This is a genomic window from Nocardia sp. NPDC004123 (assembly GCF_053603795.1).
Genome location: NZ_JBSGGG010000001.1, coordinates 242,728 through 267,440, shown reverse-complemented (window position 1 = coordinate 267,440; position 24,713 = coordinate 242,728). Strand labels below are relative to the sequence as shown.

Sequence of the window (24,713 nt, the reverse complement as noted above, 5' to 3'; positions counted from 1 at the left end):
CGGAGGATGGCGGTAGCCTGCCACCATCATGTTGATCCGACTTCTACGCACCTTCCTCTGGCCCTACCGCAAGCAGTTGGCGGGGGTCGTCGTGCTCCAGCTGATCTCGGTCATCGCCATGCTGTACCTGCCCACGCTGAACGCCGACATCATCGACAAGGGCGTCACCAAGGGTGATATCGGCTACATCTGGTCCACCGGCGGGTGGATGCTGCTGGTGACGGGCATCCAGATCGCCGCTCAGGCCGTCTCGGTGTACCTGGGCGCGCAAGCGGCCATGGGCGCGGGCCGCGATATGCGCGCGGCGCTGCTGCACCGGGTCGGCACCTTCTCCGCGCGGGAGGTCGGCGTGTTCGGCGCGCCGTCGCTGATCACCCGCAATACCAATGACGTCGGCCAGGTGCAGCTGCTCGTGCTGATGAGCGCCACCATCCTGGTGATGGCGCCGATCATGTGCATCGGCGGCATCTTCATGGCGCTGCGCGAGAGCTTGCAGCTGTCGTGGCTGCTGCTGATCGCGGTGCCGGCGCTGGGCCTGTCGATGGCCTTCATCATCAGCCGCATGGTGCCCGGCTTCCGGCGCATGCAGGAGCGCATCGACGCGGTGAACCGGGTACTGCGCGAACAGATCACGGGCATTCGCGTGGTGCGGGCCTTCGTGCGGGAGCGGCAGGAGACCTGGCGCTTCGGGGTCGCCAATACCGAGCTGACCGAGCAGTCGCTCTATGTCGGCAAGTACATGGCCCTCATGTTCCCGGCCGTCATGCTCATCTCGAACGTCACCACGGTCGGCGTCATCTGGTTCGGCGGCCACGCGATCGACAACGGGGAGATGCAGATCGGCTCGCTCACCGCGATGCTGGCCTACATCATGCAGATCCTGATGGCGGTCATGATGGCGTCCTTCCTGGCCATGATGGCCCCGCGCGCCGCCGTCTCGGCCGAGCGCATCGGCGGGGTACTGGACACCGAGTCCTCGGTGTCGGAACCGCGGCTGCCGCAGCCGTTCAAGGGTGATCCGGGCACGGTGGACCTGGCCTTCGCGGAGTTCAAGTTCCCGGGCGCCGAGAAGCCGGTGCTGCGGGCCATCCGCTTCGAGACCCGGCCGGGCACCACCACCGCCATCGTGGGTGCGACCGGTGCCGGAAAGACCACGCTGATCAACCTGATTCCGCGGCTGATCGATGTCACCGACGGCGCGGTCTACGTGGGCGGCACCGACGTCCGGCACCTGCCCCTCGAGACACTGCGCTCCGAGATCGGCCTGGTGCCGCAGAAGGCGTACCTGTTCTCCGGCACCGTGGCCTCCAATCTGCGCTACGGCAAGCCGGACGCCACCGATGCGGAGCTCTGGCACGCGCTCGAGATCGCGCAGGCCGCCGATTTCGTGCGCGAGATGCCGCAGGGCCTGGAAACGCCTGTGGCACAGGGCGGTACGACCGTCTCCGGTGGTCAGCGCCAGCGGCTGGCCATTGCCCGCGCGCTGGTGCGCAAGCCGCGCATCTACCTGTTCGACGACTGCTTCTCCGCCCTCGACGTCGCCACCGACATGCGGGTGCGCGAGGCGCTGCGGCCGGAGACCTCGGACGCGTCGGTCGTCATTGTGGCGCAACGGATCTCGACGATCCGCGACGCCGATCAGATCGTGGTGCTGGAGGACGGCGCGATGGCCGGCATCGGCACCCACGAGCAATTGCTGCGCGACTGTCCCGAGTACCGCGAGATCGTGGAGTCGCAGTTCAGTGCGGAGGAGGTGCGATGAGGCCCGGAGCCGTCAATCCCGGTGCGCCGGATGCCAAGGCGAAGTCCTTCGGCCCGTCGCTGAAGCGCCTGCTGCGCATGCTCGCGCCCGACCGGTTCTATCTGGTCGTGGTCTTCGCGCTGGCCGTGGGTTCGGTGGTGCTCAACACCCTGGGCCCGCAGATTCTCGGCAAGGCCACCAACCTCATCTTCGACGGTGTGGTCGGCAAGCAGCTGCCCCCCGGGCAGAGCAAGGACCAGCTGGTCGAGGGGCTGCGCGCGAACGGCAACAACACCTTCGCGGACATGCTGGCCAGCATGAACGTGATTCCCGGTACGGGAATCGATTTCACCGCGGTCGGCCATGTGCTGGCCTGGGTGCTGGCGCTCTATATCGGCGCCTCGGTGTTCGGCTGGCTCGAAGCCCAACTGCTGATCATCGTGATCAACCGGACCGTGAAGCGGTTGCGCGCGCAGATCGAGGAGAAGATCCACCGGCTGCCGCTGCGGTACTTCGACTCGATGCCGCGCGGGGATGTGCTCTCCCGCGTCACCAATGACGTCGACAATGTGGCGCAGACGCTGCAGCAGACCATGTCCCAGCTGATCATCAATGTGCTGTCGGTGATCGGCATCCTGATCATGATGTTCTGGATCTCGTGGCTGCTGGCCCTGATCGCGCTGCTGACGGTGCCGCTGGCGGTCATCGTGACCGCGCAGATCGCCAAGCGCTCCAAGCCGCACTTCGTGGACCAGTGGAAGCTCACCGGCGAGGTCAATGCTCAGGTCGAGGAGGCGTTCACCGGGCACGAGGTGGTCAGTGCCTTCGGCCGGGTGCGCGAGGTCGGCGAGAAGTTCGACGAGACCAACGGCAAGCTCTACCAGTCCTCGTTCAAGTCGCAGTTCATCTCCGGCCTGATCATGCCCGCCATCATGTTCCTCGGGAATCTGAACTACGTGCTGATCGCCGTGGTCGGTGGTCTGCGGGTGGCGTCGGGCAATCTGTCGCTGGGTGAGGTGCAGGCCTTCATCCAGTACTCGCGCGGGTTCACCCAGCCGCTCACCCAGATCGGCTCGATGATGAACCTGCTGCAGTCGGGTGTGGCCTCGGCGGAGCGGATCTTCGAGATCCTCGACGCCGAGGAGCAGTCGGCGGATCCGGATCCGGAGGATTCACGGCCGGTGGATCGTGGCCGGGTGGCGTTCGAGGACGTGTCCTTCCGCTACGAGCCGGAGACCCCGATCATCGAGGATCTCTCGCTGGTGGCCGAGCCCGGTCACGTGGTGGCCATCGTCGGCCCGACCGGCGCGGGCAAGACCACGCTGGTCAATCTGCTCATGCGGTTCTACGAGGTGGATTCCGGCGCCATCACCATCGACGGCGTCGACATCACCCGCATCACCCGCGACCACCTGCGGTCGCGCATGGGCATGGTGCTGCAGGACACCTGGCTGTTCGGCGGCACCATCCGGGAGAACATCGCCTACGGCAATCCCGCCGCCACCGAGGAGGAGCTCCTCGAAGCCGCCCGGGCCGCCTACGTGGATCGGTTCGTGCACGCGCTGCCGCACGGGTACGACACCGTCATCGACGAGGAGGGCTCCGGCGTCAGCGCCGGTGAGAAGCAGCTCATCACCATTGCCCGCGCCTTCCTGGCCAAGCCGTCCATCCTGATCCTGGACGAGGCCACCAGCTCGGTCGACACCCGCACCGAGCTGCTGGTGCAGCACGCCATGGCGGCGCTGCGCCGGGATCGCACGAGTTTCGTGATCGCGCACCGGCTTTCGACGATCCGCGATGCCGACACCATCGTGGTGATGGAGAAGGGCAAGATCGTCGAGCAGGGGACGCACGAGACGCTGCTGCGGTCCCGGGGCGCGTACTACCGGCTCTACGACGCGCAGTTCGCCGCCGCCCTCACCGATGGCGAGGGCAACAATGTGGACGATCCGGAACCGGACGCGGTCGGAGCGGCCGCGAACTGAGCCCTCGGCAAGCCGCATCGGCTGCCGCCCGCACCGGGCGGGCTCTGCCCTGATCGACCCGAACCGGCCCGGCCCGCACCCTCCGGTGCGGGCCGGGCCACTTTTCACGAAGTGAGAAGATGGCTCGGTGTCTGCTGCTTCGGAGTTCTCGTTCAAGGTCGGTGCGCGCCTGGAAGGGCGGCACGGCCGAACCGGCGTGATCAGCACTCCGCACGGTGACATCGCGACCCCCGCCTTCATCCCGGTCGGCACCAAGGCCACGGTCAAGGCGGTGCTGCCCGAGACCATGAAGGAACTCGGCTCGCAGGCCCTGCTCGCCAACGCCTACCACCTCTACCTCCAGCCCGGCCCGGACATCGTGGACGAGGCCGGCGGTGTGGCCGAGTTCATGAACTGGCACGGCCCGACCTTCACCGACTCCGGCGGCTTCCAGGTCATGTCGCTGGGCGTCGGCTTCAAGAAGGTGCTGGCCATGGAGTCGGTCGGCGTGCAGAACGACGATGTGATCGCCAAGGGCAAGGAGCGGCTGGCACACGTCGACGACGACGGCGTCACCTTCCGCTCGCACCTGGACGGCTCCAGGCACCGCTTCACGCCCGAGGTGTCCATGTGCATCCAGCATCAGCTGGGCGCGGACGTCATGATGGCCTTCGACGAGCTCACCACGCTCATGAACACCCGTGGCTACCAGGAGGAATCGCTGGAGCGTACGCGGCTGTGGGCCCAGCGCTGCCTCGACGAGCACGAGCGGCTCACCGCGGCCCGCTCGCACCGGCCGTACCAGGCGCTGTTCGGCGTCATCCAGGGCGCACAGTACGAGGACCTGCGCCGCAAGGCATGTCGCGATCTGGAGGACCTGCGCGGCGCGGCCGGAACGGGATTCGACGGCTACGGCATCGGCGGCGCGCTGGAGAAGCACAATCTGGGCACCATTGTCGGCTGGTGCTGTGACGAGCTGCCCGAGGGCAAGCCGCGGCACCTGCTCGGCATCAGCGAGCCGGAGGACATCTTCACCGCGGTGGAGAACGGCGCGGACACCTTCGACTGCGTGAATCCCTCCCGCGTGGCCCGCAATGCGGCGCTGTACACCGACGAGGGCCGCTTCAATATCAATACGGCCCGTTTCAAGCGGGACTTCACGCCCGTCGACGAGACCTGCGACTGCTACACCTGCGCCAACTACACCCGCGCCTACATTCATCACCTGTTCAAGGCGAAGGAGATGCTCGCGTCGACGCTGTGCACCATCCACAACGAGCGCTTCACGGTACGGCTGGTGGATCGGGTGCGGGAGAGCATCGACGGCGGCTACTTCGACGATTACAAGACCGAGTTCCTCGGTCGCTGGCGCGGTCGGATCAAAGCCCCTGGGCTGTAAGGGAATTCGATACGACCGCGCCGCGTGTTCCGGACGGTGGCCCTTGGGCTCACGCTCACTCGTAGATGGCGGACCGTTCGCGCGGCCGGTACGAGGGCTCGCGCTTCTTCAGGAAGGCGATGCAGCGGTAGCTGATCGGCAGCACCATCATCTCGACGAGGGTCTTCCAGATGAAGCCCACCAGGGTGTAGTTGATGTAGTCGCCCCAGGTGTGGATGCCGATGGCGGTGGCGGCGATGGAGCAGAACACGAAGGTGTCGCCGAATTCGCCCGCCACGGTGGAGCCCAGCAGCCGCGCCCACAGGTGCTTCTCCTTGGTGCGCTCCTTGATGAGCACCAGGGTGACGGAGTTGAGGAACTGACCCACGAAGTAGCCCGCGATGCCGGCGAACGCCAGCTGCGGGGTGTGGCCGAGCACGTCTCCGAACGCCGAACCGTTCTGATCCAGGTCTCCGGTGGGCAGCTTGATGACGATCTGGAAGCAGACGATCATCAGCAGCAGCGCGCCGAACCCGTAGTAGACGATGCGGCGGGTCGCGCGGAACCCGTAGACCTCGCTGAGGACGTCACCGATGACGTAGGCGAGCGGGAAGAGGAAGAATGCGCCGTCCATGGTGAGCGGCAGCACGGTGATGGGGCCGAAGGACACGTGGTGTCCGGTGAAGAATTGGACGCCTTTGGCGACACAGACGTTCGAGATCAGCAGGACAGCGGTGAAGGCCACCGCCACCGGCGTGAAATATCCCCCCGCCGCGTCCGCGAATGCCGCGTGCTCGGGCGTGGGGTGTCCAGATCGGTCGGTGCCGATGTCGCTCTTTTCGATTTCACTCACGCCGAAAAGTATCCCTGCCTCGACCGATGGGTACGGACCGATGGGTTGCCCTAGGCTGAGCGAATGACGAATCCCGGCGATTCCGACGAGTGGTGGAAGCAGTACGGCGGTGAGGGCGTGACGCCCGAGACCCCGCCCGAAACGCCACAGCAGCCGGCCCCGCCCCCGGCCGGCTACACCTCCGCTCCGCAGTACCAGAATCCGCCGCTGACCCCGCCGCCGCAGCCGGTCTATCCGAATTATCCACCGCCGCAGGCGAATCCGACGCCGTCCTATCCGGCCGCCGGGCAGCAACCCCCGGCCTACGGGTATCCGGGCTATCAGCCCTACGGCTACGGTCCGCCGGTGCAGCAGACCAATTCGCTGGCCATCGCCTCGCTGGTGGTGTCGATCATCGGCGTGCCGGCCATGTTCTTCTGCGCCTTCCTGCCGGTCGTCTCGATCGTCGGCCTGGTGCTCGGCATCGTGGCGCTGAACCAGCTCAAGAACACGCAGCAGCAGGGCCGCGGGCTGGCGCTGGGTGGCGTCTGGGTGGGTGCCATCAGCATCGTGATCGGCCTCGCGCTGTTCCTGATCCTGATCATCGCGGGATCGACCGGATCGTCCTGACGAAAGGCTGTGCGCAGCAATGAAAAAGGGCTGTGCGCAGCAATGAAAAGGGCCGTGCGCGGCAATGAAAATGGGGACGCATCCGTCGGGATGCGTCCCCATTTCGCGCTCAGCGGAGCCGGGCTCAGCCCTTCAGCACCTGGGTGCCGCCGGCGAACTTGTCGTGCCAGCCCTGCTTGTTCGGGTCCTGCTCGATGGTGATGGCGATGTAGATCGCCATGCCGAGACCGATCAGCCAGCCCAGGCACGGGATCAGCTGGACGACCACGTACAGGTTGCGCTTGGCCGAGGTGGCCGGGTCGATCGGGCCGCCGCCGGGGCCGACCACGCGCAGGCCCAGCAGCTTCTTGCCGAGCGTCTGGCCGCCCTGCTGGGTCTCCATCAGGATGAAGTAGCCGAACAGGATGATCGGCAGCAGCACGTCCCAGGCCCAGGCGATGTTGTTGGGCAGCAGCGCCGCGATGATGCCGCCCGGGATACCGATGATCAGGCCGTCGATGATGCGGGCGGCGAACCGGATCCACAGGTCACCCGGCTGCCCGCCACCGAAACCGCCGGCGCCGAACCCGGGCTGGCCGCCGCCCGGGTAGGGCTGGTACGGCTGCTGGCCATAGGGCTGCTGCTGGCCATAGGCGTCGGACTGACCGAACGACTGCGGCTGCTGCCCGTACGGGTCGGGCTGCTGTCCGTAGGGCTGCTGCGGCTGCTGGCCGTAGGGGTCGGGCTGCTGTCCGTAGGGCTGCTGCGGCTGCTGGCCGTAGGGGTCGGACTGCTGTCCGTAGGGCTGCTGCGGCTGCTGGCCGTAGGGATCGGACTGCTGTCCGTACGGCTGCTGACCGTACGGCTGCTGGGGCTGATGCGGCTGCCCGTACGGCTGGCCACCCTGCGGATACTGGTTGGGGTCGTACCCACCGCTCGTCATTGTTTCGCCGTCCTCGTCGAATTCGTTCGGGATCTGGTCGAGTGCGTACGTTACGGATACGAACTGGGTTGCAACAACCCGTCGGGGTCGAGTGTCCACGGTTCGCGCGGCAGGTTTTCCGGATCGAATTGCGCCAGCAAGGCGGACGGCGTAGTTGCGCCCGAGTAGCCCAATGACGCCGCGAGCAATCCCAGCACGTGTTGCGGGGATTCGCCGAGGGCCATCCGGTCGCGCAGGGTGACGGCGCCGTCGCGTTTCGCGAGCCGTTGCCCGGAAGTGTTGAGTACCAAGGGGACATGGGCGTATTCGGGCACGGGCAGCCCGAGCAGGGTCGCCAGATACGCCTGCCGTGGCGTGGAGGGCAGCAGGTCGTCACCGCGCACCACCTGGTCGATGCCCTGTTCGGCGTCGTCGACCACGACCGCGAGGTTGTAGGCGGGGGTGCCGTCACCGCGCCGCAGCACCAGATCGTCCACCGCGCCGCGGTATTCGCCGAGCAGGCGATCGGTGACGGTGAATTCGCCGACCTCGGCGCGCAGCCGCAGCGCGGCGGGCCGGCCCGCGTCGCGCCGGCGCTGCTTTTCGTGCTCGGTGAGGTCGCGGCAGGTCCCCGGGTAGGCGCCCATCGGGCCGTGCGGTGCGGTCACCGCCTGCTGGATCTCCTTGCGGGTGCAGAAGCATTCATAGGTATGGCCCGCGGTGGTCAGGCGCTCGATGGCGGCGGGGTAGAGCGGCAGCCGCTGTGACTGCCACACCACCGGCGAATCCCAGTCCAGCCCGATGGCCGCCAGATCCTCCAGCTGCCGCTGGGCCGCACCCTTCTTCACCCGATCCAGGTCTTCCACCCGCATGCGGAATCCGCGGCCGGTGGAGCGGGCGAACAGCCAGGCCAGCAGTCCGGTGCGGAGGTTGCCCAGGTGCAGGTCGCCGGACGGGCTGGGCGCGAAGCGGCCCACGCCGCGGGTGGTCGGACCGTGGCCGGGGTGGGGAGCCCGGCGGCCGGTTGTTGCGGTGGCGGGGTCGGTGGGCACGGTTGTCGATGGTAGTTCGCATGCTTCGCAGCGCCGCTGGTCCTTCGCCTTCTTGCGGGCGCACACGCCGGGTGCGGTGCGACAGCGGGCTTGCGAATTCAGTGCGGGATTGTGAGCCGGGGCCGAAGATCGTTGTCGGAGATGGGTTTTCCCTGGTCGAGCGCGGTGAGCAGGGCGTGCGCGCGGACCTCCAGGCCGGGTGTGTCGATGTCGTAGGGCGCGGGTCCGTATGCGGCGAGCCGTTGTGCCGCGCGCTCGAGCAGGGTGCGCGCGCCCTTCGGATTCCCGCGCTGAATGTGGGTCAGTCCAACGGCAAATTGCGCGAGGCCCTGCCACAGCGATTTCTCGGCGAACGGACCGCTCTTCCAGGCGGCCTCGAGGACCTCATGGGCGTTGAAGGCCAGGCCGTCGTCGAGCAGCCGCTGGGCGTAGTCGAGGGTTTCGAGGGGCGGCAGGTCGAGATCATCGGGTATGCGGGGGATGCCGGCGCTGCCGAAGGGGAGGGGTCGCCCAAAACGGTCACGAGGTCGGGCATTCCGGGCGCGTCCGTTCTCGTCGCGGTCCCGTCCGGTGTCGTCGTGGGTCGGCTGGGGCATGCCCTCCATGATTCCCCATGGCCGGTGCCGGCGGCCCGCGCGGAGTTTGCCTGCGGGTGCGCGAATGGCTGGGTAACGGAATTCGGACTTCTGAAATCGAATAGCCTCAAATTAAAGCTAATTCTGTGCAAATAATTAGCTGGCTAACCTTGCCACAAATTTGCTGGTTGAAAACGAAAGAATGCGATCTCCCTATGACGAACCCTGCTAGGGTTTAGCGCGGGAACGGCCATCGGGGGTGCATTCCCATCGCGAAGTGCAGAGAACGGGTTGTACGGAGCGTTTGCGTGCGACCCGAAGCACACCTGGGATTCGTGATTAAGGATGGATCCCGAGGTCGCCAAGATCGATGCCAGCAAGATTCCAAGCTTGACGCAGAAAAGGAGCTAGTACCGTGAAGGTGGATTTCACCGGCGCCGTGTGGCGCAAGAGCAAACACAGCGGGCCCAACGGCAACTGCGTGGAGGTGGCTTTCCTCGGAGACGGCAATGTCGCGCTCCGCGACAGCAAGAACCACGGTGCCGGGCCGATCCTGGCCTTCACCCCCGGCGAATGGGATGCCTTCGTGGCGGGCGTCTCCGATGGCGAGTTCAAGCGGGCCTGACCGCTGCGCCACCGGGAACAATTGAAGCCCCCCGAGTCCCGGAGACTCGGGGGCTTCGCTCTGTGTCAATTTGCCCTCCGCTTCGCTCCGGGCGGGTTCGCGGCCCCGAGGTCTCGATTCTTCCTTCCTCCGCTCCTCCGGTTCGCTCCCCCACTACGTCAGTCCAGAATCGAGACGGCCGCGAACCTGTAGGTGCGGTTTCAGTGGGCGCGGTCTTGGACCTTGCGCAGCACCGCCAGTTGCGCGTGCTCGGCCGCATGATCGTTGGCGGCGTTGAGTTCGCGCTCCTCGGGTGGATCGGACCAGAAGAACGCGCCGGTGCCGGGGCGGCCGGCGATCCCGAGTTCGTTCATCTTCCGGGGTACCCGGGCGCCCTGATACGCCAGGGGAATCGGATGGCCGTGCTCGTCCACCGGCCCGAGCGGCTGGTGCACCTCGATGTACTCGCCGTGCGGAAGTCGCCGCACCACACCGGTTTCGATGCCGTGCTCGAGCACGCTGCGGTCGGCGCGTTGCAGACCCACGCACAGCCGATAGGCGATGGTGTAGGCCAGCGGTGGGACGGTCAGCAGCGCGATGCGGAAGGCCCAGGTGGTGGCATTGAGCGAGATGTCGAACTTGAAGGCGATGATGTCGTTGACGCAGGCCAGGGTGAGGATCAGGTAGAAGCTCAGCGACATGGCCCCGATGGCGGTTCGCACCGGCACGTCGCGCGGCCGCTGTAGCAGGTTGTGCCGGGCCCGGTCGCCGCTGAGCCGCTTCTCGATCCACGGGTAGGTGATGATCAGCGTGAAGATGAGCGGCATGAACAGCGCCACCGAGAACGCGCCCGGGACGGTGTGCCCGAAGGGATAGGCCTCCCAGGCCGGGAACAGGCGCAGGAAGCCGTCGGTCCACATCATGTAGAAGTCGGGCTGGGTGCCGGCGGAGACCTGAGAGGGGTTGTAGGGCCCCAGGTTCCAGATCGGATTGATCTGCAGCAGCCCGCCCATGAGCGCCAGCACGCCGAGGGTGAAGGCGAAGTACGCGCCCTGGTCCAGCGAGAAGACCGGCACGATGCGGGTGCCGATGACGTTCTTCTCAGTGCGGCCCGGGCCCGGGTACTGGGTGTGCTTCTGGTACCAGACCAGCGCGATGTGAACTCCGATGAGCGCCAGCATGATTCCGGGCAGCAGCAGCACGTGCGCGATGTAGAGGCGCGGGATGATGATGCTGCCGGGGAAGTCCCCGCCGAACATGAGCCAGTGCAGCCAGGTGCCGATCACCGGACTGCCCAGGGTGATTCCGGCGAAGGCGGCGCGCAGGCCGGTGCCGGAGAGCAGGTCGTCGGGCAGCGAGTAGCCGAAGAAGCCCTCGAACATGGCCATGATGAACAGCAGTGCGCCGATCACCCAGTTGGCCTCGCGGGGCTTGCGGAAGGCGCCGGTGAAGAAGACCCGGCACATGTGGATGATCATGGCCGCGGTGAACAGCAGTGCGGCCCAGTGGTGCACCTGCCGGACGAAGAGTCCGCCGCGGACGTCGAAGGAGATGTTCAGCGCGCTCTCGTAGGCGCGCGACATGGTGACCCCGCGCAGCGGCTGATAGGCGCCGTTGTAGGTGACATCCTGCATGGACGGGTCGAAATACAAGGTCAAATAGACGCCGGACAGCAGCAGAATGATGAAGCTGTACAGCGCTATTTCACCGAGCAGGAACGACCAGTGTGTCGGAAATACCTTGTTGATCGATCTTTTGAGGAATGCGGCGCCTTTGTAGCGCTCGTCCATGCCATCGGCTTGTTGCGCAAGTCGACCGGCGAGCCTGCTGGTGGTTGCCATCGCGGTCACCCCGCCCCCGGGAGAATGGTAAGGCTTCTACTACAAACGGTAGCACCCGGAGGCGCTGCGCCGTACGGGGTTTCGTTATGGTCATCGGGTGAAATCCCTGGCCGCCCGGGACGCCACCATGTACTGGCTGTCCGCGCGTACCCGCAACGACCTGTTCCTGCTCTACTGCTTCGCCGACACCGGACGCGAGGCCGGCGAGCTGCGGGCGGCCGTCGCCGGCCGGGTGGTCCACATTCCGGATTTGCTGATCCATGTGCTGGATACTCCTGCAAATATTGCGTATCCGATTTGGGCGACTTGCGAATTCACGAACGAGCAGTTCGTCGACCATCGACTCTCGGACGCCACGTGGGTGAATGTCACCGCCGCGGTGGGCGATCTGCTCGGCGCGGGCCTGAATGCGAACGACCGCCCCTGGCGGCTGCACGTGTTCCGAAATGTCCGGGACGTCCCGGGATTCGCTACCGGTGAGTGTGCGCTGGTAGTGGTGCTCCAGCTATCCCACGCTCTGGCCGACGGCCGCCGCGCCGCTGCCATCGCGCGAGCGTTGTTCAGCAGCAGTGAATTTCCGGCATCTGCCACCGGGGTCCCCTCGCGCCGACTCGTCGGTCGGTACCTCCCGCGCAGCCTTCGTGATGCCGTGACGAGCGCCCTCGCCGCTACTGTTGCGCTGCCCGGCATCCCGATCGGCATGGCGCGCACCGTCGTTCGCGGTCTGGCCGCCGCCCGGGCCCAGCGCCGGCTGGCCGAGCTCACGGCGGCCGGGGAACTGCCGCCGCCCGCACCCGATACCGAACCGACGGCCCTGAACGGCACCGGCGCACCGCCTGCCGCGCATATCGTGCGCATGCTGGTGTGCGACCAGGATCGGCTGCGGGTACCGGACCACTCGGTAACGGTGGTGGCGCTCACCGCCATTTCCATCGCGTTGGAGACCTATCTCTCGGAGCGCGGCGCCGCGGTCGCCGACCTGCGCGCCCAGGTCCCCATGGCGATCGCCACCGCGGCAGCCGGCCGCAACGGCTACCGCGACCTGTCGGTGGATCTGGCCGTCGCCGCACCCCTGCCGCGCACCCGCGCCGACCGCATCGCCGCCGACCTCGCCGCGCGCCGCACTCGCGCCGCACATCCGCTCCAGGACGCGCAGGATTCGGTGACCGCAGTCCTTCCCGCCCCGCTGCTGCACCATGATGTGACGCACGCCCCGATAGATGTGCTCCCCGAACGAGTTTCGGGTCATACCGTCGTCTCCAGCGTCGACCGCGGTCCGGCGGACCTCCGATTCGGCGGCGGCGCAGCCCGATTCACGGCCGGCTTTCCAGCGCTCGGCACGGTCATGCACCTGACTCACGGCATCCACGGCCTCGGCGACACGGTCACCGTCTCCATCCACGCCGATCCCGCGGTAATCCCCGACGTGGACCGCTACAGCGCCCTGCTGGATTCGGCGATCGACGAGATCACCTGCGCATTGCGGGAATCCGGCGGCACGGGCTGACCGGGGCCGGATGTGTTGCGGGGCTGGATATGCGGAAGGCTCCGGCCGGACCGAGTCCGGCCGGAGCCTTGCGGGCCCAGCAATGTTGCCTGTTTGCCCGAATCACCTCTGATGCTTTCGATCAAGCGAATGGATCGTCGAGTTCAACAGCGGGATCAGACCATACCGTTGACCAGCGGATGCTCCGAGACGCCCTCGGGGACGCCCCATTGACTATGTGCGAGTGCTTCGAAAACGCAGATCAACAACAATTTTCGGGCGCGATGCCCGGCATTGACTTCGGATTCGACACCGGATTCCTGGCTGCGCATGCTGACCACCGGGCCGCGCCGCGGGCCGGGCTCGGACAACATCCAGAACAGTTCCGGCCCCATCAGTGTCGAGCGTCCGCCCGTCTCACTGAACCACCGACCGGAGTATTCGATCATCAGATCGGTGAATGCTTCGACGTTGCCGACTGCGTCGGTGAACTGTGTCATCGCACCCGATCGATCCAGACTGTTCTGGATGATCGAAGCCAGCCGGCTCGCGATTTCCCGGAACTGATCTACTCCTTGGTCCTGCCACATGTTCATCGCCATTTTTCGCTCCAGAGAGGGTTTCAGAGGTGACTGAGGGGTCGATCGAGCTGCATCCGCCATTACATTTGCGCGGCGGTCATCGAGACCTGGGGTCGTTCGACGCCGTCCGGCGCAGCTGACCTGTGCTGTGCACCGATGCCTGCGGTCTGCCCGCGGGAATACCCGGGCCCGATGGATTCGAGCGGGTAGAGCCTGGGCTGACGCGCTGCCAAGGCTTCCGCGGAGTGCTCCGGATCCGGTGAGGTGAACGACTCGGCCTCGAGCTCGGTGGCCTCGAGGTCGGCTTCGAGCTCGGCGGTCCCGAGGTCGGGCTCGGGCTCGGCGGCGCCGAGCCCGGCGGCTTCGAGCTCGGCTGCCAGCTCGGCCGCGACCTGCTTGCCGCGTTGCCAGAGCATCAACGTGAGGTGCACCGCGAAAAGCATGGTCAGCGGCATGCCGGCGTAAATGAACATGGCCACGACACCGCCACCGATCTCGTGGGCGTACTGGATATTCCCGGCAATCGAGAGCATGGTCGACAGAACGAACAGCACGGTCGAATACCACCAGCCGACGCTCCATTGCCGGAACGAGGCGGTGGCGATGATCGAACCGATTACCAGGCCGTCGACGGCGATCGGCACATTCGAGGCCAGGTCGGGCGGTACCAGATTGCGTATCGAGAGTTGGTGCAGAGCGGAAAAAGACATTTGAAACGACTTGACTGCTACTACGCCCGCGACAATTAGCGAAGCATGTGCCAACCGGGGTCTGAACGAACTCAGTCGCCCCATGACGCCCCCCGCCCTGTGCAGCGCGGGCGCTTGCACGTCGCCATCTGTGGATCTCGCGGATGTGATCTCCATCATGGCGGCGAGGGTACTGTGCGGCCGGTCCCCGGATTGTGCACCGCGCCAGTTTCAGATTCGGTGCTGTGCGGACGCGCGCAATGCGCTCTCGACAGTTAGCCATCGATTAACTCGAATCCCCAGGGCTGCAACACATCACGCCCGACTGCACCGATCGGGCCAACGCAAGGACGCAACCAATAGGTGTTTCGTGCCAATCATCCGGTTTGGTCGGTCATCTCGTCGCACCCTGACGAGAACCCAACTGCACCTTGGCCAAAGCCCATCGCATGATCTCCACCGGCGTGCCCTCGCGCGGACCGTGCCGCCACCGCCACCACGAAAGTCATTGTGCCCGCGATGAACAGAGCATGTGGGCACGACGAGCACCAGGACCCCGGCCAGTGCCGGGCGCGCGATCCGTGCGATCCGGCTATTGAGATCCATGGCCGCGACCAGTGCGTGCCGCTGGTCCACGTCCACCAGATCGGGCACCAGAGCGCCGGGGGAGCGATGGCGACCTCGCTCACGACCGCCGGGCCGGGATATGCGGAAGGCCCCGGCCGGACTGGGTCCGGCCGGGGCCTTCGAAGCGGAGGATAGGGGATTTGAACCCCTGAGGGCTGTTAACCCAACCCGCGTTCCAGGCGAGCGCCATAGGCCACTAGGCGAATCCTCCGTCGAGCAATATACCGGGTGCCCCCCTGGTGGAAGCAAATGCCGTGGTCGGGGGCTACTTCTTCTTCAGATTGGTGAGGGCTTTCTGGGCCTGGTCCTTGCAGACCTGGGCGATCTCGTCCTTGCTGACGTCCTGGCCCTTGGCCATGCGCAGGCGGATGTTGACCTTGACGGAGGCGTTGTCGTCCTTGACCGCGACCGTGTAGTCGGTGGTGGTCCAGTAGGTCCAGTCGTCGACCTTGGCCGACCAGTAGCCCGCCTCGCCGATGCCGTTCACGTCGCCGGCGGTGCGGCCGCTGCCGGTGGTGCCGGTGTCGGACGTCTTCCAGGTGTCGTATTCGGGCTTGTTGTAGGCCGTCGACGCGCCGCTCAGGAAGGACACGTCGAGGGTGAGGTCGGCGGTGTTGGTGGTGTACTTGTCGGTCTTGCTGGCCTCTTCGTTGCCGGCGCGGCAGTCGAAGCGCCCGCCCGAGTAGTCGGTGGGCTTGGTCTCGGAGTGCTCGGGGGTGCCCTTGGAGGTGGACACCCACTTGCTGAGTACCGAGGTGTCGATCACGCTGCAGCCGTTGGTGACACCGTCCATCGTGTACTTGCCGGCGTTCTTCTTCTTGTCGTCGCTCAGCGGCGAGGGGCCGTCGCCGCCGGAGAGGGCGACCGCGCCGATGATGACGCCGACGATCACCACCAGGCCGATGACGCCGCCGACGATCCAGCCGGTCTTGCTGCCGCCCGAGCGGGGCGGCTGCGCCGGGTAGCCGTAGGCGGGCGCGATCGGCGGGGTCGGAGGCGGCGGGGCGTACTGCTGCTGGGGGAAGCCGCCGGACATCGGTTGCTGCGCATAGCCCCCGGAGGCCGGTTGCTGCGGGTAACCGCCCGGCATCGCCTGCTGCGGGAATCCCGCCGACATCGCCTGCTGCGGGAATCCACCCGACACCGCCGGGTAGCCGCCGGAGGGCTGGCCGGTCGAAAGCGGCTGGGCGGGCGGCGTGTATGGCGGGATGCCGCCGGCGTTGTAGTTCAGCATGGTCGGGTCCGCGCCCTGGACCGGTTGGCCGGCGTCGGTTCCGCTGGGCGGGGTGGCCCACCACTGCGCGGTTTCCTGGGCTTTCGCCGGGTCGTGCGGCCCGCCCGATCCTGGATCGGAACTCGTCATCTCGTCTTTCCCCTCCGGAATTTCGCGGGTGACCCCGCTTATCGCAGGCATCGTATCGACCCGATGGCGCACGGGGTGCGGTGAGCCGCTACACTGGCCGACGGATCCAGCGCGGCGCGCATCCTGTGAACTCCCCCAGGGCCGGAAGGCAGCAAGGGTCAACGGGCTCTGCCGGGTGCGCTGGGTCCCCTTTCATTTTCGGGGCCCGATCGGGTGGCGGCGGAACTGTATATATCCCTGCCGAATCGGCGCGGCCGCCTAGTAACGTGGTCGGTTGGGTTCGCGGTGCGCGCAACCCTGGACAAACATCCCACGCCATTGGAAAGGCTGTCAGATGCCTCGGCAGACGCAATTCGGTTTGATGAGCCATGCGGAACTCGTGACGGAACACGAGACGCAGACCGCGAACTACGCGAAGCTCAAGACCGAGAAGCTGACGCTGGACATTACGAGGGGAAAGCCCTCGCCCGAGCAGCTGGACCTCTCGCAGGAACTCCTCGAGCTGCCGGGCACCGCCGACTACCGCGACGCCAACGGCACCGATGTGCGCAACTACGGTGGTCTGCACGGCCTGCCGGAGCTGCGCGCGATCTTCGGTGAGCTGCTCGGCATTCCGGTGTCGAATCTGCTCGCCGGCAACAACGCCAGCCTGGAGATCATGCACGACCTGCTGGTGTTCTCGATGCTGCACGGCACCGCCGATTCGGTGCGCCGCTGGGCCGACGAGCCGGTGCTCAAGTTCCTGTGCCCGGTGCCGGGGTACGACCGGCACTTCGCCATCACCGAGTCGCTGGGCTTCGAGATGATCCCGATCCCGATGAAGGGTGACGGCCCGGACACCCACCTGATCGCGGAGCTGGTGGCGTCCGACCCCAGCATCAAGGGTCTGTGGGCGGTGCCGAACTACTCCAACCCGACCGGCGTCACCTTCTCCGAAGCCGTTACCCGCGAACTGGTTTCGATGCCGACGGCCGCGCCGGACTTCCGCCTGTTCTGGGACAACGCCTACGCGGTGCACCCGCTCACCGACACCGCGGAGCCGGTGCTGGACGTGCTGGGCCTGGCCGCGGCGGCGGGGCACCCGAACCGCCCGTTCGTGCTGGCCTCCACCTCGAAGATCACCTTCGCGGGTGCGGGCGTGAGCTTCTTCGGCTCGTCGACCGCCAACCTGGAGTGGTACCTGAAGCACCTGGGCAAGAAGACCATCGGCCCGGACAAGGTGAACCAGCTGCGGCACCTGCGCTTCTTCGGGGACGCCGAGGGCGTGCGGGAGCACATGCAGAAGCACCGCGCCATCCTGGAGCCGAAATTCAAACTGGTGCTGCGAATTCTGGAGGACCGGCTGGGCGCCTCGAAGGTGGCGTCCTGGACCGAGCCCAAGGGCGGCTACTTCATCAGCCTGGACGTGCTGGAGGGCACCGCGAGCAAGGTGGTGGCGCTGGCCAAGGACGCGGGTATCGCGCTGACCCCTGCCGGATCGTCCTACCCGTACGGAAAGGACCCGGAGGACAAGAACATTCGCATCGCGCCCAGCTTCCCATCCGAGGGTGAGCTGGAGCAGGCGATGGACGGCCTGGCCACCTGCGTGCTGCTGGCCGCGTCCGAGAAGCTCATGAACTCCTCCGCCTCCCCGAGCTTTTAGCGGGCGGCTCGGGTGCCGTGACCGGTCGGCAACCCGTGCCGGCGGTTGGGTGCCGCTAGCATTTCGGGGTCCGCGATGAGTTACCCTCGAGCTCCGAAATCAGTTGTTGCGAAACATTTTTCGCGCGTCGGGCGCGCACCGAAACCGGTGCGCGCCCGGGCTGTTTCTCAGTGCGGCTTGTGGGCCAGCACCGCGAAGATGGTCACCGACAGGTGGATGTCGCCGCTGGCGGCGCCGGCCTCCAGGTCGGCGAGCAGTTGGTCGCGCTGGCGCTCGGTTATGGCGCTGCGCGCGACGGCCCGATCCGCTACCCGGGCGAGGAGCGGGCCCGCACCGACGCGGCCGTCCTGCACCAGCGCGTGCGAGCCGATGTCGTCGACGACCAGCCCGGCCTTGGTGAGCTGACCCGCCAGCCGGCGGCCCGCGTAGGGATTGGTGGTGCCCGCGATCATGGTCTCGATGACCTCGTGCACCACGTGCCGGTCGCCCGGATGCACGATGGCCGTGCCCCAGTCGCTGTCCATGACCACCACGCGCCCGCCGGGGCGCAGCACCCGGGCGATCTCCCCGGCGGCCCGGGCGGGTGCGGTGAGGTGCTGGAAGACGCGCTCGCACAGCGCCACGTCGAAGCTCTCGCTGCCGACGGGCAGACCGTAGGCGTCACCGCTGACGAATTTGGCGGCGGATCCGGCCTGGGCGGCGCGGCGTTCGGCGGCGCTCAGCAGGTGCGGGTCCGGTTCGACGCCGAGCGCGGTGCCGGTGGGGCCGACCAGGTCGGCGAAGGTCAGCACCTCCGACCCGGAGCCGGACCCGATGTCGACGGCGCTCTCGCCGGGCCGGGTGGCCAGGGCCTCGTGGGCCCAGGCGCGCAGGCTCCGGATGCCCGGCAGCGCTGCCTGGAGATCGTGAACGTCGACGAGCTGGTCTTGTCCATCGCGGTCGAAACGGTCCGGTCGCAGTCCGGACTCAGCGGCAGGGTGCGCCGCGGCTCGCACTGAAGAATTAGCCATGGTGTCGGGCATGGCCGCAGCCTAGTCCTTCTGCGGGCACGGCGTGACCCGCGTCACCGCGACCGGGGATGAATGGGATGATCGATACATGGTGAGCCGCACGCTGTGTATTGCGCAGGAATCCGATGCCGACGAGCTGCTTTCGACCGATGATTTCGCCCTGTTGGTCGGAATGATGCTGGATCAGCAGTTTCCGATGGAGCACGCGTTCCGCGGCCCGTGGAAACTCGCCGAACGCATGGGCGGGTTCGATATCCACAAGATCGCCGCTGTCGATCCCGCGGAATTCGAGGAGCTGGCCGCGACCCCGCCGGCCATCCACCGCTACGGGCGTTCCATGGGCCGGCGCGTCCAGGAGCTGGCTCGATTCATCGTGGAGAACTACGACGGCACGACCGCGGCGCTCTGGACCGAGGGTGATCCGGACGGCAAGGAAATCCTGAAGCGGCTGAAGAAGCTGCCGGGTTTCGGCGATCAGAAGGCGCGGATCTTCCTGGCGCTCCTGGGTAAACAGCGCGGGCTGACCGCCAACGGCTGGCGCGAGGCCGCGGGCGCGTACGGCGAGGACGGTTCCCGCCGCTCGGTCGCCGACGTCACCGATGCCGAATCCCTCACTCAGGTGCGGGAATTCAAGAAGCAGGCGAAGGCCGCCGCCAAGGCGAAGTAACCGGTGTCCGGTTCGCCCGGATCGAATCAAGCTGGTTTTTAACCTCCAGAAACCTGGGAGGTTGCTTAATGCTTGCCGCCGACAGTTCAGTTCGCGGCAGTGGGAAGCAGTACCAGCATGAAGATGAGGAAATTCGCCGGAATCGCGGCATTGACGATCGCGGCGACCGGCGTGACCGCCGGAACCGCCTATGCCGGTCCGGCCAAGGCCGACGATGGCGCGATCAACTACACGGCCCAGACCACCGATGCCGGCACGGTCATCCGGACCGACGCCGGTTCGATCGTGGTCGAGGACGGCGCGCTGAAGATCAAGGCCGCCAATGGCACCACCGTCGCGGGTACGGAATTGAAGTTCCGCGTCGACGAATTCGAGTTCCCGATCGCGGCGCAGGTCAGCGACCGCACGGCCACCCTGACACCGCAGCTCGACGTGGACCACGCGGTCTACAAGCCGGTCGCGCTGCCCTACGAGGACCAGGCCCCCTGGAAGACCCAGTACGACCGTGAGCAGGCCGCCTGGAACCGCCTGCGCGACACCATCAGCCTGGGCGCGACCGTGGGCACGCTGGTCGGCGGCCTCGGCGGCGCCGCGCTGGGCTGCATCGCGGGCATCGGCGTCGGCCTGGTAGCCACCGGTGCGCTGGCCACCCTCTTCGGCGCGGGTCCGCTCGCGGGCTGCGTGGTGGGTGCGGCCACCGTCGGCTTCCTGGGTACCATCGGCGGTCAATTGTTCGTCACGGCTCCGGTCGCGATTGCCGCTGCGTTGCAATACTTCACGACTATCAATCAGCCGTTCACGCCCGCTAAGTAGGCAATTTCGGCAACCGATGGGCAAAGGTTCACCGGCAAGGAACCAACGTGCCACGTTGTGTTTGAAAAGCCGGGTTTCCATCACAGCGTCCCAGGGCTACACCTGACCTTGTTGCCCTGGGACGCATCCGCTCATCTGAAGAGGAATTCCAGAACACATGCGTCTCAAGAAATTCGCCGCGGTGTCCGCGCTGGTCGTCGCCGCCCTCGGCGTCACCGCCGGTACCGTGAACGCGGCCCCGGCCGCCGACAACGGTGCTATCGACTACGCCGCCACCACCTCGGAAACCAACACCATCATCCGCACGGATGCCGGTTCCATGGTGGTCGAGGACGGTGCCTTCAAGATCAAGGCCGCCAATGGCGCCGTGGTTGCCGGCACCCCCCTGACCTTCCGGGTCGACGACTTCGAGTTCCCGATTGCGGCCGAGATCGCCGATCACACCGCGACCCTGACCCCGCAGTACGACATGGACCACGCGGTCTACAAGCCGGTCGCGCTGCCCTACGAGGACCAGGCTCCGTGGAAGTCGGACTACGACCGTGAGCAGGCCGCCTGGAACCGCATGAAGGACACCATCAGCCTGGGCGCCACCATCGGCACCACGGTCGGTGCCCTCGGTGGCGCGGCCCTGGGCTGCCTCGCCGGTATCGGCGCGGGTCTGGTCGTCACCGGCGCCCTGGCCACCCTGTTCGGTGCGGGCCCGCTGCTCGGCTGCGTCGTCGGTGCGTCCACCGTCGGCTTCCTGGGCACCATCGCCGGTCAGCTGTTCGTGACCGCGCCGGTCGCCATCGCCGCCGCGATCCAGTACTTCACCACCATCAACCAGCCGCACGTCACCGCTCCGGCTCCGGCCAAGTAAGACAGCGGTTCTATAGGAGCGAGGGGCTCTATAGGCATCAGCTGATACCTCATCGGGACAGCCCGCTCGGCCGTATGGCCGGGCGGGTTTCCCATTTCAACTGTTCACCGCGCCAGCACCCCGGATCCATATCTCGTTCGGGTCGGCCCGTTTCGATCATTCGGTCCACACCTGCGGACTGTCTGATGAGGAAACAAAGGGAAATGCGCTTCAAGAATTTCGCCGCGACCGCGGCGCTGGTCATCGCCGCCATGGGCGTCACCGCCGGCACCGTCAATGCGGCCCCGGCCGCCGACAATGGCGTGATCGATTACGCGGCAACGACTTCCGACACCAACACCATCATCCACACCGATGGTGGCTCGATGGTGGTCGAGGACGGCACCTTCAAGATCAAGGCCGCCAATGGCACGGTGCTGGCCGGCCTGCCGCTGAACTTCCGGGTCGACGACTTCGAGTTCCCGATCGCCGCGGAGATCGCCGACCACACCGCGACCCTGACCCCGCAGTACGACACGGATCACGCGGTCTACAAGCCGATCAACCTGCCCTACGAAGACCAGGCTCCGTGGAAGTCGGACTACGACCGTGAACAGGCCGCCTGGAACCGCCTGAAGGACACCATCTCCACCGGCGCCACCATCGGCACCACGGTCGGCGCGCTGGGTGGCGCGGCCATCGGCTGCATCGCCGGCATCGGCGTGGGCCTGGTCGCCACCGGCGCCCTGGCCACCCTGTTCGGCCTCGGCCCGCTCGGCGGCTGCATCCTGGGCGCCGCCACCGTCGGCTTCCTGGGCACCATCGCCGGTCAGCTGTTCGTGACCGCGCCGATCGCCATCGCCGCCGCCTACAACTACTTCGTCACCATCAACCAGCCGCACATCGAGGCGCCGAAGTAATCATCGCGAGGATCCCCGACCCCCGTCCGGCGCCTGCCGGGCGGGGGTTTCGCATTGTCCCGCACCGGGATCGCGGCCGCCGACTTGCAATCGAGGTGAATGCAATCCTGTCCTGGCGCGTACGGCGGTGCTGAAGTGGGGCAATGGGCGAGCTGACCTCGATTCACGGCGCGGCTGCCGCGCTCACTCCGGTCGACGGGACCGATCTGCGGCGGACCTTTTCGCACTTTCCCAGCGGGGTGGTGGCCGTGTGCGCGCGCCTCGGCGGGACACCGTACGGCCTGGTGGCGAGCACCTTCGTGCCGGTCTCTCTGGACCCGCCGCTGGTGTCGATCTGCATTCAGTATTCGTCGGAGACCTGGCCGCGGCTGGAGCAGGCGAGCCGTTTGGGCCTGAGCCTGCTCAGCAGCGAGCAGGAGCCGGCGGCGCGCGGGCTGAGCTCGCGGCGGGGAGACCGCTTCCGCAATGTCGACCTGCACCCCGGGAACGGGAACGCGGCGTTCGTCGCCGGGGCCACGGCATGGCTGGAAACCTCGGTGCACGAACAGGTTCCGGCCGGTGATCACGCGGTGGTGCTGCTGCGGGTGCACCGGCTCGGCACGCACCCCGATTCCGAGCCGCTGGTCTTCCACCGCAGCGGTTTCCGCGCCCTCTACGACCGGGCCCCCGAGCGCGACGAGGCCGCGGGCTGATTTCCCCGTTTCCACCGGAATTCCGGAAAACGACTGTCATGCAATTGAATTCACGTTGATCGGGACCGGCGACATACGCCGTCGGAATTCGTAGTGTCGTCTACACCATCCAGAGCGATCGAGAGACCCGGCTCGCAGACATCGCAGCAACCCCCGCGCACGTGGTGCGGGTGCTTCCGCCGGGACCGATGGAGGACGAATCCATGAGTACGCTGGCGGCGCCCACGCAGACGGAGCCCGGAGCCGAACACCGCGACGGGGATCTGCCGATCGTCCGCGCCCGCCACCCGTGGCGCTGGGTCACCGCGGCGATCGCGCTGGTGCTGGTCGCGCAGTTCGCGCACGGGCTGATCACCAATCCGGGCTGGGACTGGGGAACCTTCGCGCAGTATGTCACCGCGAAGTCGGTGTTGTCGGCGCTGAAGGTGACGCTGGAGCTGACCTTCTGGGGCACCCTGCTGGGCTTCTTTCTCGGTGTCTGGCTGGCCGTGGGCCGGCTGTCGAAGAACCCGGTGCTGCAGGCGATCTCGTGGACCTATGTCTGGGTCTTCCGGTCGATCCCGCTGATCGTGCAGTTGCTGTTCTGGTTCAATCTGGCCTACCTGTACAAGACGCTGTCGCTGGGCGTTCCGTTCGGGCCGGAGTTCGCGCGATTCCAGACCAATGGCGTGATCAGCGGATTCAGCGCGGCTGTCATCGGTTTGGCGCTGCATCAGGCCGCGTATTCGGCGGAGATCATCCGGGCCGGGATCGTCTCGGTCGACGAGGGCCAGTGGGAGGCGGCCCGGTCGCTGGGCCTGCCCTGGCGGCGGCAGTTCTTCACGATCGTGGCGCCCCAGGCGATGCGCGGAATTCTGCCGAATGCCGCCAACGAGGTGATCAGCCTTTTCAAGGGCACCTCGATCGTGTCGACCATGGCGATTGCCGAGCTGTTCTATCAGGTGCAGGTCATCTACGGCCGCAATGGTCGGGTGGTGCCGCTGCTCATGGTGGCCACGGTCTGGTACATCCTGCTGACCACCGTGCTGAGCGTCATTCAGTTCTATATCGAACGGCACTTCTCGAAGGGCCGTCGTTCGAAGGCCGGTGATCGGCGATGACCGAGTTCGCGATCGAATTGCGCGGCATCCGAAAGTCCTTCGGCCGCACTGAAGTGCTCCGAGGCATCGACTTGGCGGTGCGCCCCGGCGAGGTGACGGTGATCCTGGGCCCGTCGGGTTCGGGCAAGTCGACGCTGCTGCGCACGATCAACCACCTCGAGCAGGTGGACGGTGGCACCGTGCGGGTCGGCGGCGAGCTGGTCGGCTACCGGCGCAAGGCTGGCAAGCTGCACGAGCTGCACGAACGCGAGATCCTGCGGCAGCGGGCGCGCATCGGATTCGTGTTCCAGAACTTCAATCTCTTTCCGCACCTGACGGTTCGGGAGAATGTGGCGCTCGCGCCCGTGGCCGCGCAGGGCCGCTCGAAGGCCGAGGTGAACGCCGAGGCGCTGGAGTTGCTGGCGCGGGTCGGCCTGGCGGACAAGGCGGACGAGTATCCGAGCCGGTTATCGGGTGGGCAGCAGCAGCGCGTGGCCATCGCGAGGGCGCTCGCCCTGCGGCCGGAGGTGGTGCTGTTCGACGAGCCCACCTCCGCGCTGGATCCCGAGCTGGTCGGTGAAGTCCTCGATGTCCTCGAGGATCTGGCGCGCGGTGGTTCGACCCTGGTGATCGTCACCCACGAGGTCGGTTTCGCTCGCGAGGTCGCCGACACCGTGGTGCTGATGGATGCCGGCCGCATCGTCGAGCAGGGTCCGCCCGCGCAGGTGCTGGACAACCCGTCGCACCCGCGCACCAAAGCCTTTCTCGCGCACGTCCTCTGACGT

At 66.8% G+C, this 24,713-nt stretch carries 23 protein-coding genes, 1 tRNA gene, 1 other RNA gene and 1 riboswitch; of the genes, 15 read left to right on the top strand and 10 right to left on the bottom strand.

Features of this window, described 5'->3' with window-relative positions; all coding sequences use genetic code 11:
- Positions 1 to 28: 28 nt before the first annotated feature.
- The 3 genes from ACWEQQ_RS01210 to tgt all read left to right on the top strand — a co-directional run bounded on the left by ACWEQQ_RS01210 (position 29) and on the right by tgt (position 5,104).
- On the top strand, positions 29 to 1,762 hold the full coding sequence (locus ACWEQQ_RS01210) for an ABC transporter ATP-binding protein (protein ID WP_452343986.1): 1,734 nt from the start codon (positions 29 to 31) through the stop codon (positions 1,760 to 1,762).
- Positions 1,759 to 3,726 carry an ABC transporter ATP-binding protein gene (locus ACWEQQ_RS01205; protein ID WP_452346740.1) on the top strand — a complete coding sequence of 656 codons (1,968 nt, stop codon included), beginning with the start codon at positions 1,759 to 1,761 and terminating at the stop codon, positions 3,724 to 3,726. Before ACWEQQ_RS01210 ends, ACWEQQ_RS01205 begins: the two co-directional genes overlap by 4 nt.
- Before the next feature lie 127 nt (positions 3,727 to 3,853).
- Complete coding sequence (tgt, locus tag ACWEQQ_RS01200) at positions 3,854 to 5,104, top strand: tRNA guanosine(34) transglycosylase Tgt (RefSeq protein ID WP_452346739.1); 1,251 nt, start codon at positions 3,854 to 3,856, stop codon at positions 5,102 to 5,104.
- Positions 5,105 to 5,159: 55 nt separating this feature from the next.
- Here the strand turns inward: tgt and ACWEQQ_RS01195 are convergent, their stop codons facing one another.
- Positions 5,160 to 5,927, bottom strand: coding sequence for a queuosine precursor transporter (locus tag ACWEQQ_RS01195; protein ID WP_452343993.1), 768 nt, complete (start codon positions 5,925 to 5,927; stop codon positions 5,160 to 5,162).
- A 72-nt stretch (positions 5,928 to 5,999) separates the two neighbouring features.
- On the opposite strand from ACWEQQ_RS01195, the gene ACWEQQ_RS01190 reads away from it, so the two are divergent.
- Positions 6,000 to 6,545 carry a DUF4190 domain-containing protein gene (locus tag ACWEQQ_RS01190; protein ID WP_452343983.1) on the top strand — a complete coding sequence of 182 codons (546 nt, stop codon included), beginning with the start codon at positions 6,000 to 6,002 and terminating at the stop codon, positions 6,543 to 6,545.
- A gap of 124 nt (positions 6,546 to 6,669) precedes the next feature.
- Here the strand turns inward: ACWEQQ_RS01190 and ACWEQQ_RS01185 are convergent, their stop codons facing one another.
- The 3 genes from ACWEQQ_RS01185 to ACWEQQ_RS01175 all read right to left on the bottom strand — a co-directional run bounded on the left by ACWEQQ_RS01185 (position 6,670) and on the right by ACWEQQ_RS01175 (position 9,094).
- Positions 6,670 to 7,467 (bottom strand): RDD family protein, encoded by a 798-nt coding sequence (locus ACWEQQ_RS01185; RefSeq protein WP_452346738.1) that lies wholly within the window; start codon positions 7,465 to 7,467, stop codon positions 6,670 to 6,672.
- A 50-nt stretch (positions 7,468 to 7,517) separates the two neighbouring features.
- Positions 7,518 to 8,423 carry a tRNA glutamyl-Q(34) synthetase GluQRS gene (gene gluQRS / locus ACWEQQ_RS01180; protein WP_452343992.1) on the bottom strand — a complete coding sequence of 302 codons (906 nt, stop codon included), beginning with the start codon at positions 8,421 to 8,423 and terminating at the stop codon, positions 7,518 to 7,520.
- A 173-nt stretch (positions 8,424 to 8,596) separates the two neighbouring features.
- Complete coding sequence (locus ACWEQQ_RS01175; RefSeq protein WP_452346737.1) at positions 8,597 to 9,094, bottom strand: DUF309 domain-containing protein; 498 nt, start codon at positions 9,092 to 9,094, stop codon at positions 8,597 to 8,599.
- Positions 9,095 to 9,488: 394 nt separating this feature from the next.
- Here ACWEQQ_RS01175 and ACWEQQ_RS01170 point away from each other — a divergent pair, with 394 nt between their 5' ends.
- Positions 9,489 to 9,698 carry a DUF397 domain-containing protein gene (locus tag ACWEQQ_RS01170; RefSeq protein ID WP_452346736.1) on the top strand — a complete coding sequence of 70 codons (210 nt, stop codon included), beginning with the start codon at positions 9,489 to 9,491 and terminating at the stop codon, positions 9,696 to 9,698.
- Positions 9,699 to 9,898: 200 nt separating this feature from the next.
- Here the strand turns inward: ACWEQQ_RS01170 and qcrB are convergent, their stop codons facing one another.
- Entirely contained in the window at positions 9,899 to 11,518 is a 1,620-nt protein-coding gene (qcrB, locus tag ACWEQQ_RS01165) for a cytochrome bc1 complex cytochrome b subunit (protein ID WP_452346735.1), read from the bottom strand.
- 97 nt (positions 11,519 to 11,615) lie between these two features.
- Between qcrB and ACWEQQ_RS01160 the strand changes: the two genes are divergently transcribed.
- Entirely contained in the window at positions 11,616 to 13,025 is a 1,410-nt protein-coding gene (locus ACWEQQ_RS01160) for a wax ester/triacylglycerol synthase domain-containing protein (protein WP_452346734.1), read from the top strand.
- Positions 13,026 to 13,180: 155 nt separating this feature from the next.
- Here ACWEQQ_RS01160 and ACWEQQ_RS01155 read toward each other — a convergent pair whose 3' ends face one another.
- From ACWEQQ_RS01155 to ACWEQQ_RS01140, 4 genes are all read right to left on the bottom strand, one after another.
- The gene (locus ACWEQQ_RS01155; protein ID WP_452343977.1) at positions 13,181 to 13,666 is read right to left on the bottom strand and encodes a hypothetical protein; all 486 of its coding nucleotides are present in this window, start codon (positions 13,664 to 13,666) and stop codon (positions 13,181 to 13,183) included.
- The gene (locus ACWEQQ_RS01150) at positions 13,666 to 14,379 is read right to left on the bottom strand and encodes a DUF2637 domain-containing protein (RefSeq protein ID WP_452346865.1); all 714 of its coding nucleotides are present in this window, start codon (positions 14,377 to 14,379) and stop codon (positions 13,666 to 13,668) included. The genes ACWEQQ_RS01155 and ACWEQQ_RS01150 overlap by 1 nt, the downstream gene beginning before the upstream one ends.
- A 647-nt stretch (positions 14,380 to 15,026) precedes the next feature.
- Positions 15,027 to 15,112 (bottom strand) — tRNA-Ser (locus ACWEQQ_RS01145).
- A gap of 54 nt (positions 15,113 to 15,166) precedes the next feature.
- Positions 15,167 to 16,264 carry a hypothetical protein gene (locus tag ACWEQQ_RS01140; protein WP_452343903.1) on the bottom strand — a complete coding sequence of 366 codons (1,098 nt, stop codon included), beginning with the start codon at positions 16,262 to 16,264 and terminating at the stop codon, positions 15,167 to 15,169.
- 99 nt (positions 16,265 to 16,363) lie between these two features.
- On the opposite strand from ACWEQQ_RS01140, the gene ffs reads away from it, so the two are divergent.
- Together ffs and ACWEQQ_RS01130 are read left to right on the top strand one after the other, a co-directional pair.
- An RNA gene (ffs, locus tag ACWEQQ_RS01135) (signal recognition particle sRNA small type) lies at positions 16,364 to 16,458 on the top strand.
- 140 nt (positions 16,459 to 16,598) lie between these two features.
- Positions 16,599 to 17,906: an aminotransferase class I/II-fold pyridoxal phosphate-dependent enzyme gene (locus ACWEQQ_RS01130; protein ID WP_452346733.1), complete on the top strand. Its 1,308-nt coding sequence runs from the start codon at positions 16,599 to 16,601 to the stop codon at positions 17,904 to 17,906.
- Positions 17,907 to 18,073: 167 nt separating this feature from the next.
- On the opposite strand, the gene ACWEQQ_RS01125 is transcribed toward ACWEQQ_RS01130, so the two are convergent.
- Complete coding sequence (locus tag ACWEQQ_RS01125; RefSeq protein WP_452346732.1) at positions 18,074 to 18,928, bottom strand: methyltransferase domain-containing protein; 855 nt, start codon at positions 18,926 to 18,928, stop codon at positions 18,074 to 18,076.
- A gap of 76 nt (positions 18,929 to 19,004) precedes the next feature.
- Here ACWEQQ_RS01125 and ACWEQQ_RS01120 point away from each other — a divergent pair, with 76 nt between their 5' ends.
- From ACWEQQ_RS01120 to ACWEQQ_RS01090, 7 genes are all read left to right on the top strand, one after another.
- Positions 19,005 to 19,583: an HhH-GPD-type base excision DNA repair protein gene (locus ACWEQQ_RS01120; RefSeq protein ID WP_452346731.1), complete on the top strand. Its 579-nt coding sequence runs from the start codon at positions 19,005 to 19,007 to the stop codon at positions 19,581 to 19,583.
- A gap of 117 nt (positions 19,584 to 19,700) precedes the next feature.
- Positions 19,701 to 20,396, top strand: coding sequence for a hypothetical protein (locus ACWEQQ_RS01115; protein ID WP_452346730.1), 696 nt, complete (start codon positions 19,701 to 19,703; stop codon positions 20,394 to 20,396).
- A 157-nt stretch (positions 20,397 to 20,553) separates the two neighbouring features.
- On the top strand, positions 20,554 to 21,258 hold the full coding sequence (locus tag ACWEQQ_RS01110) for a hypothetical protein (protein WP_452346729.1): 705 nt from the start codon (positions 20,554 to 20,556) through the stop codon (positions 21,256 to 21,258).
- A 203-nt stretch (positions 21,259 to 21,461) separates the two neighbouring features.
- Positions 21,462 to 22,157, top strand: coding sequence for a hypothetical protein (locus ACWEQQ_RS01105; RefSeq protein WP_452346728.1), 696 nt, complete (start codon positions 21,462 to 21,464; stop codon positions 22,155 to 22,157).
- Positions 22,158 to 22,300: 143 nt separating this feature from the next.
- Positions 22,301 to 22,849 (top strand): flavin reductase family protein, encoded by a 549-nt coding sequence (locus ACWEQQ_RS01100; protein ID WP_452346727.1) that lies wholly within the window; start codon positions 22,301 to 22,303, stop codon positions 22,847 to 22,849.
- 102 nt (positions 22,850 to 22,951) lie between these two features.
- Positions 22,952 to 23,044, top strand: a riboswitch (SAM riboswitch).
- 8 nt (positions 23,045 to 23,052) lie between these two features.
- Positions 23,053 to 23,949, top strand: a complete 897-nt coding sequence (locus ACWEQQ_RS01095) for an amino acid ABC transporter permease (protein WP_452346726.1) — start codon at positions 23,053 to 23,055, stop codon at positions 23,947 to 23,949.
- On the top strand, positions 23,946 to 24,710 hold the full coding sequence (locus ACWEQQ_RS01090) for an amino acid ABC transporter ATP-binding protein (RefSeq protein ID WP_452346725.1): 765 nt from the start codon (positions 23,946 to 23,948) through the stop codon (positions 24,708 to 24,710). The genes ACWEQQ_RS01095 and ACWEQQ_RS01090 overlap by 4 nt, the downstream gene beginning before the upstream one ends.
- Positions 24,711 to 24,713 lie beyond the last annotated feature (3 nt).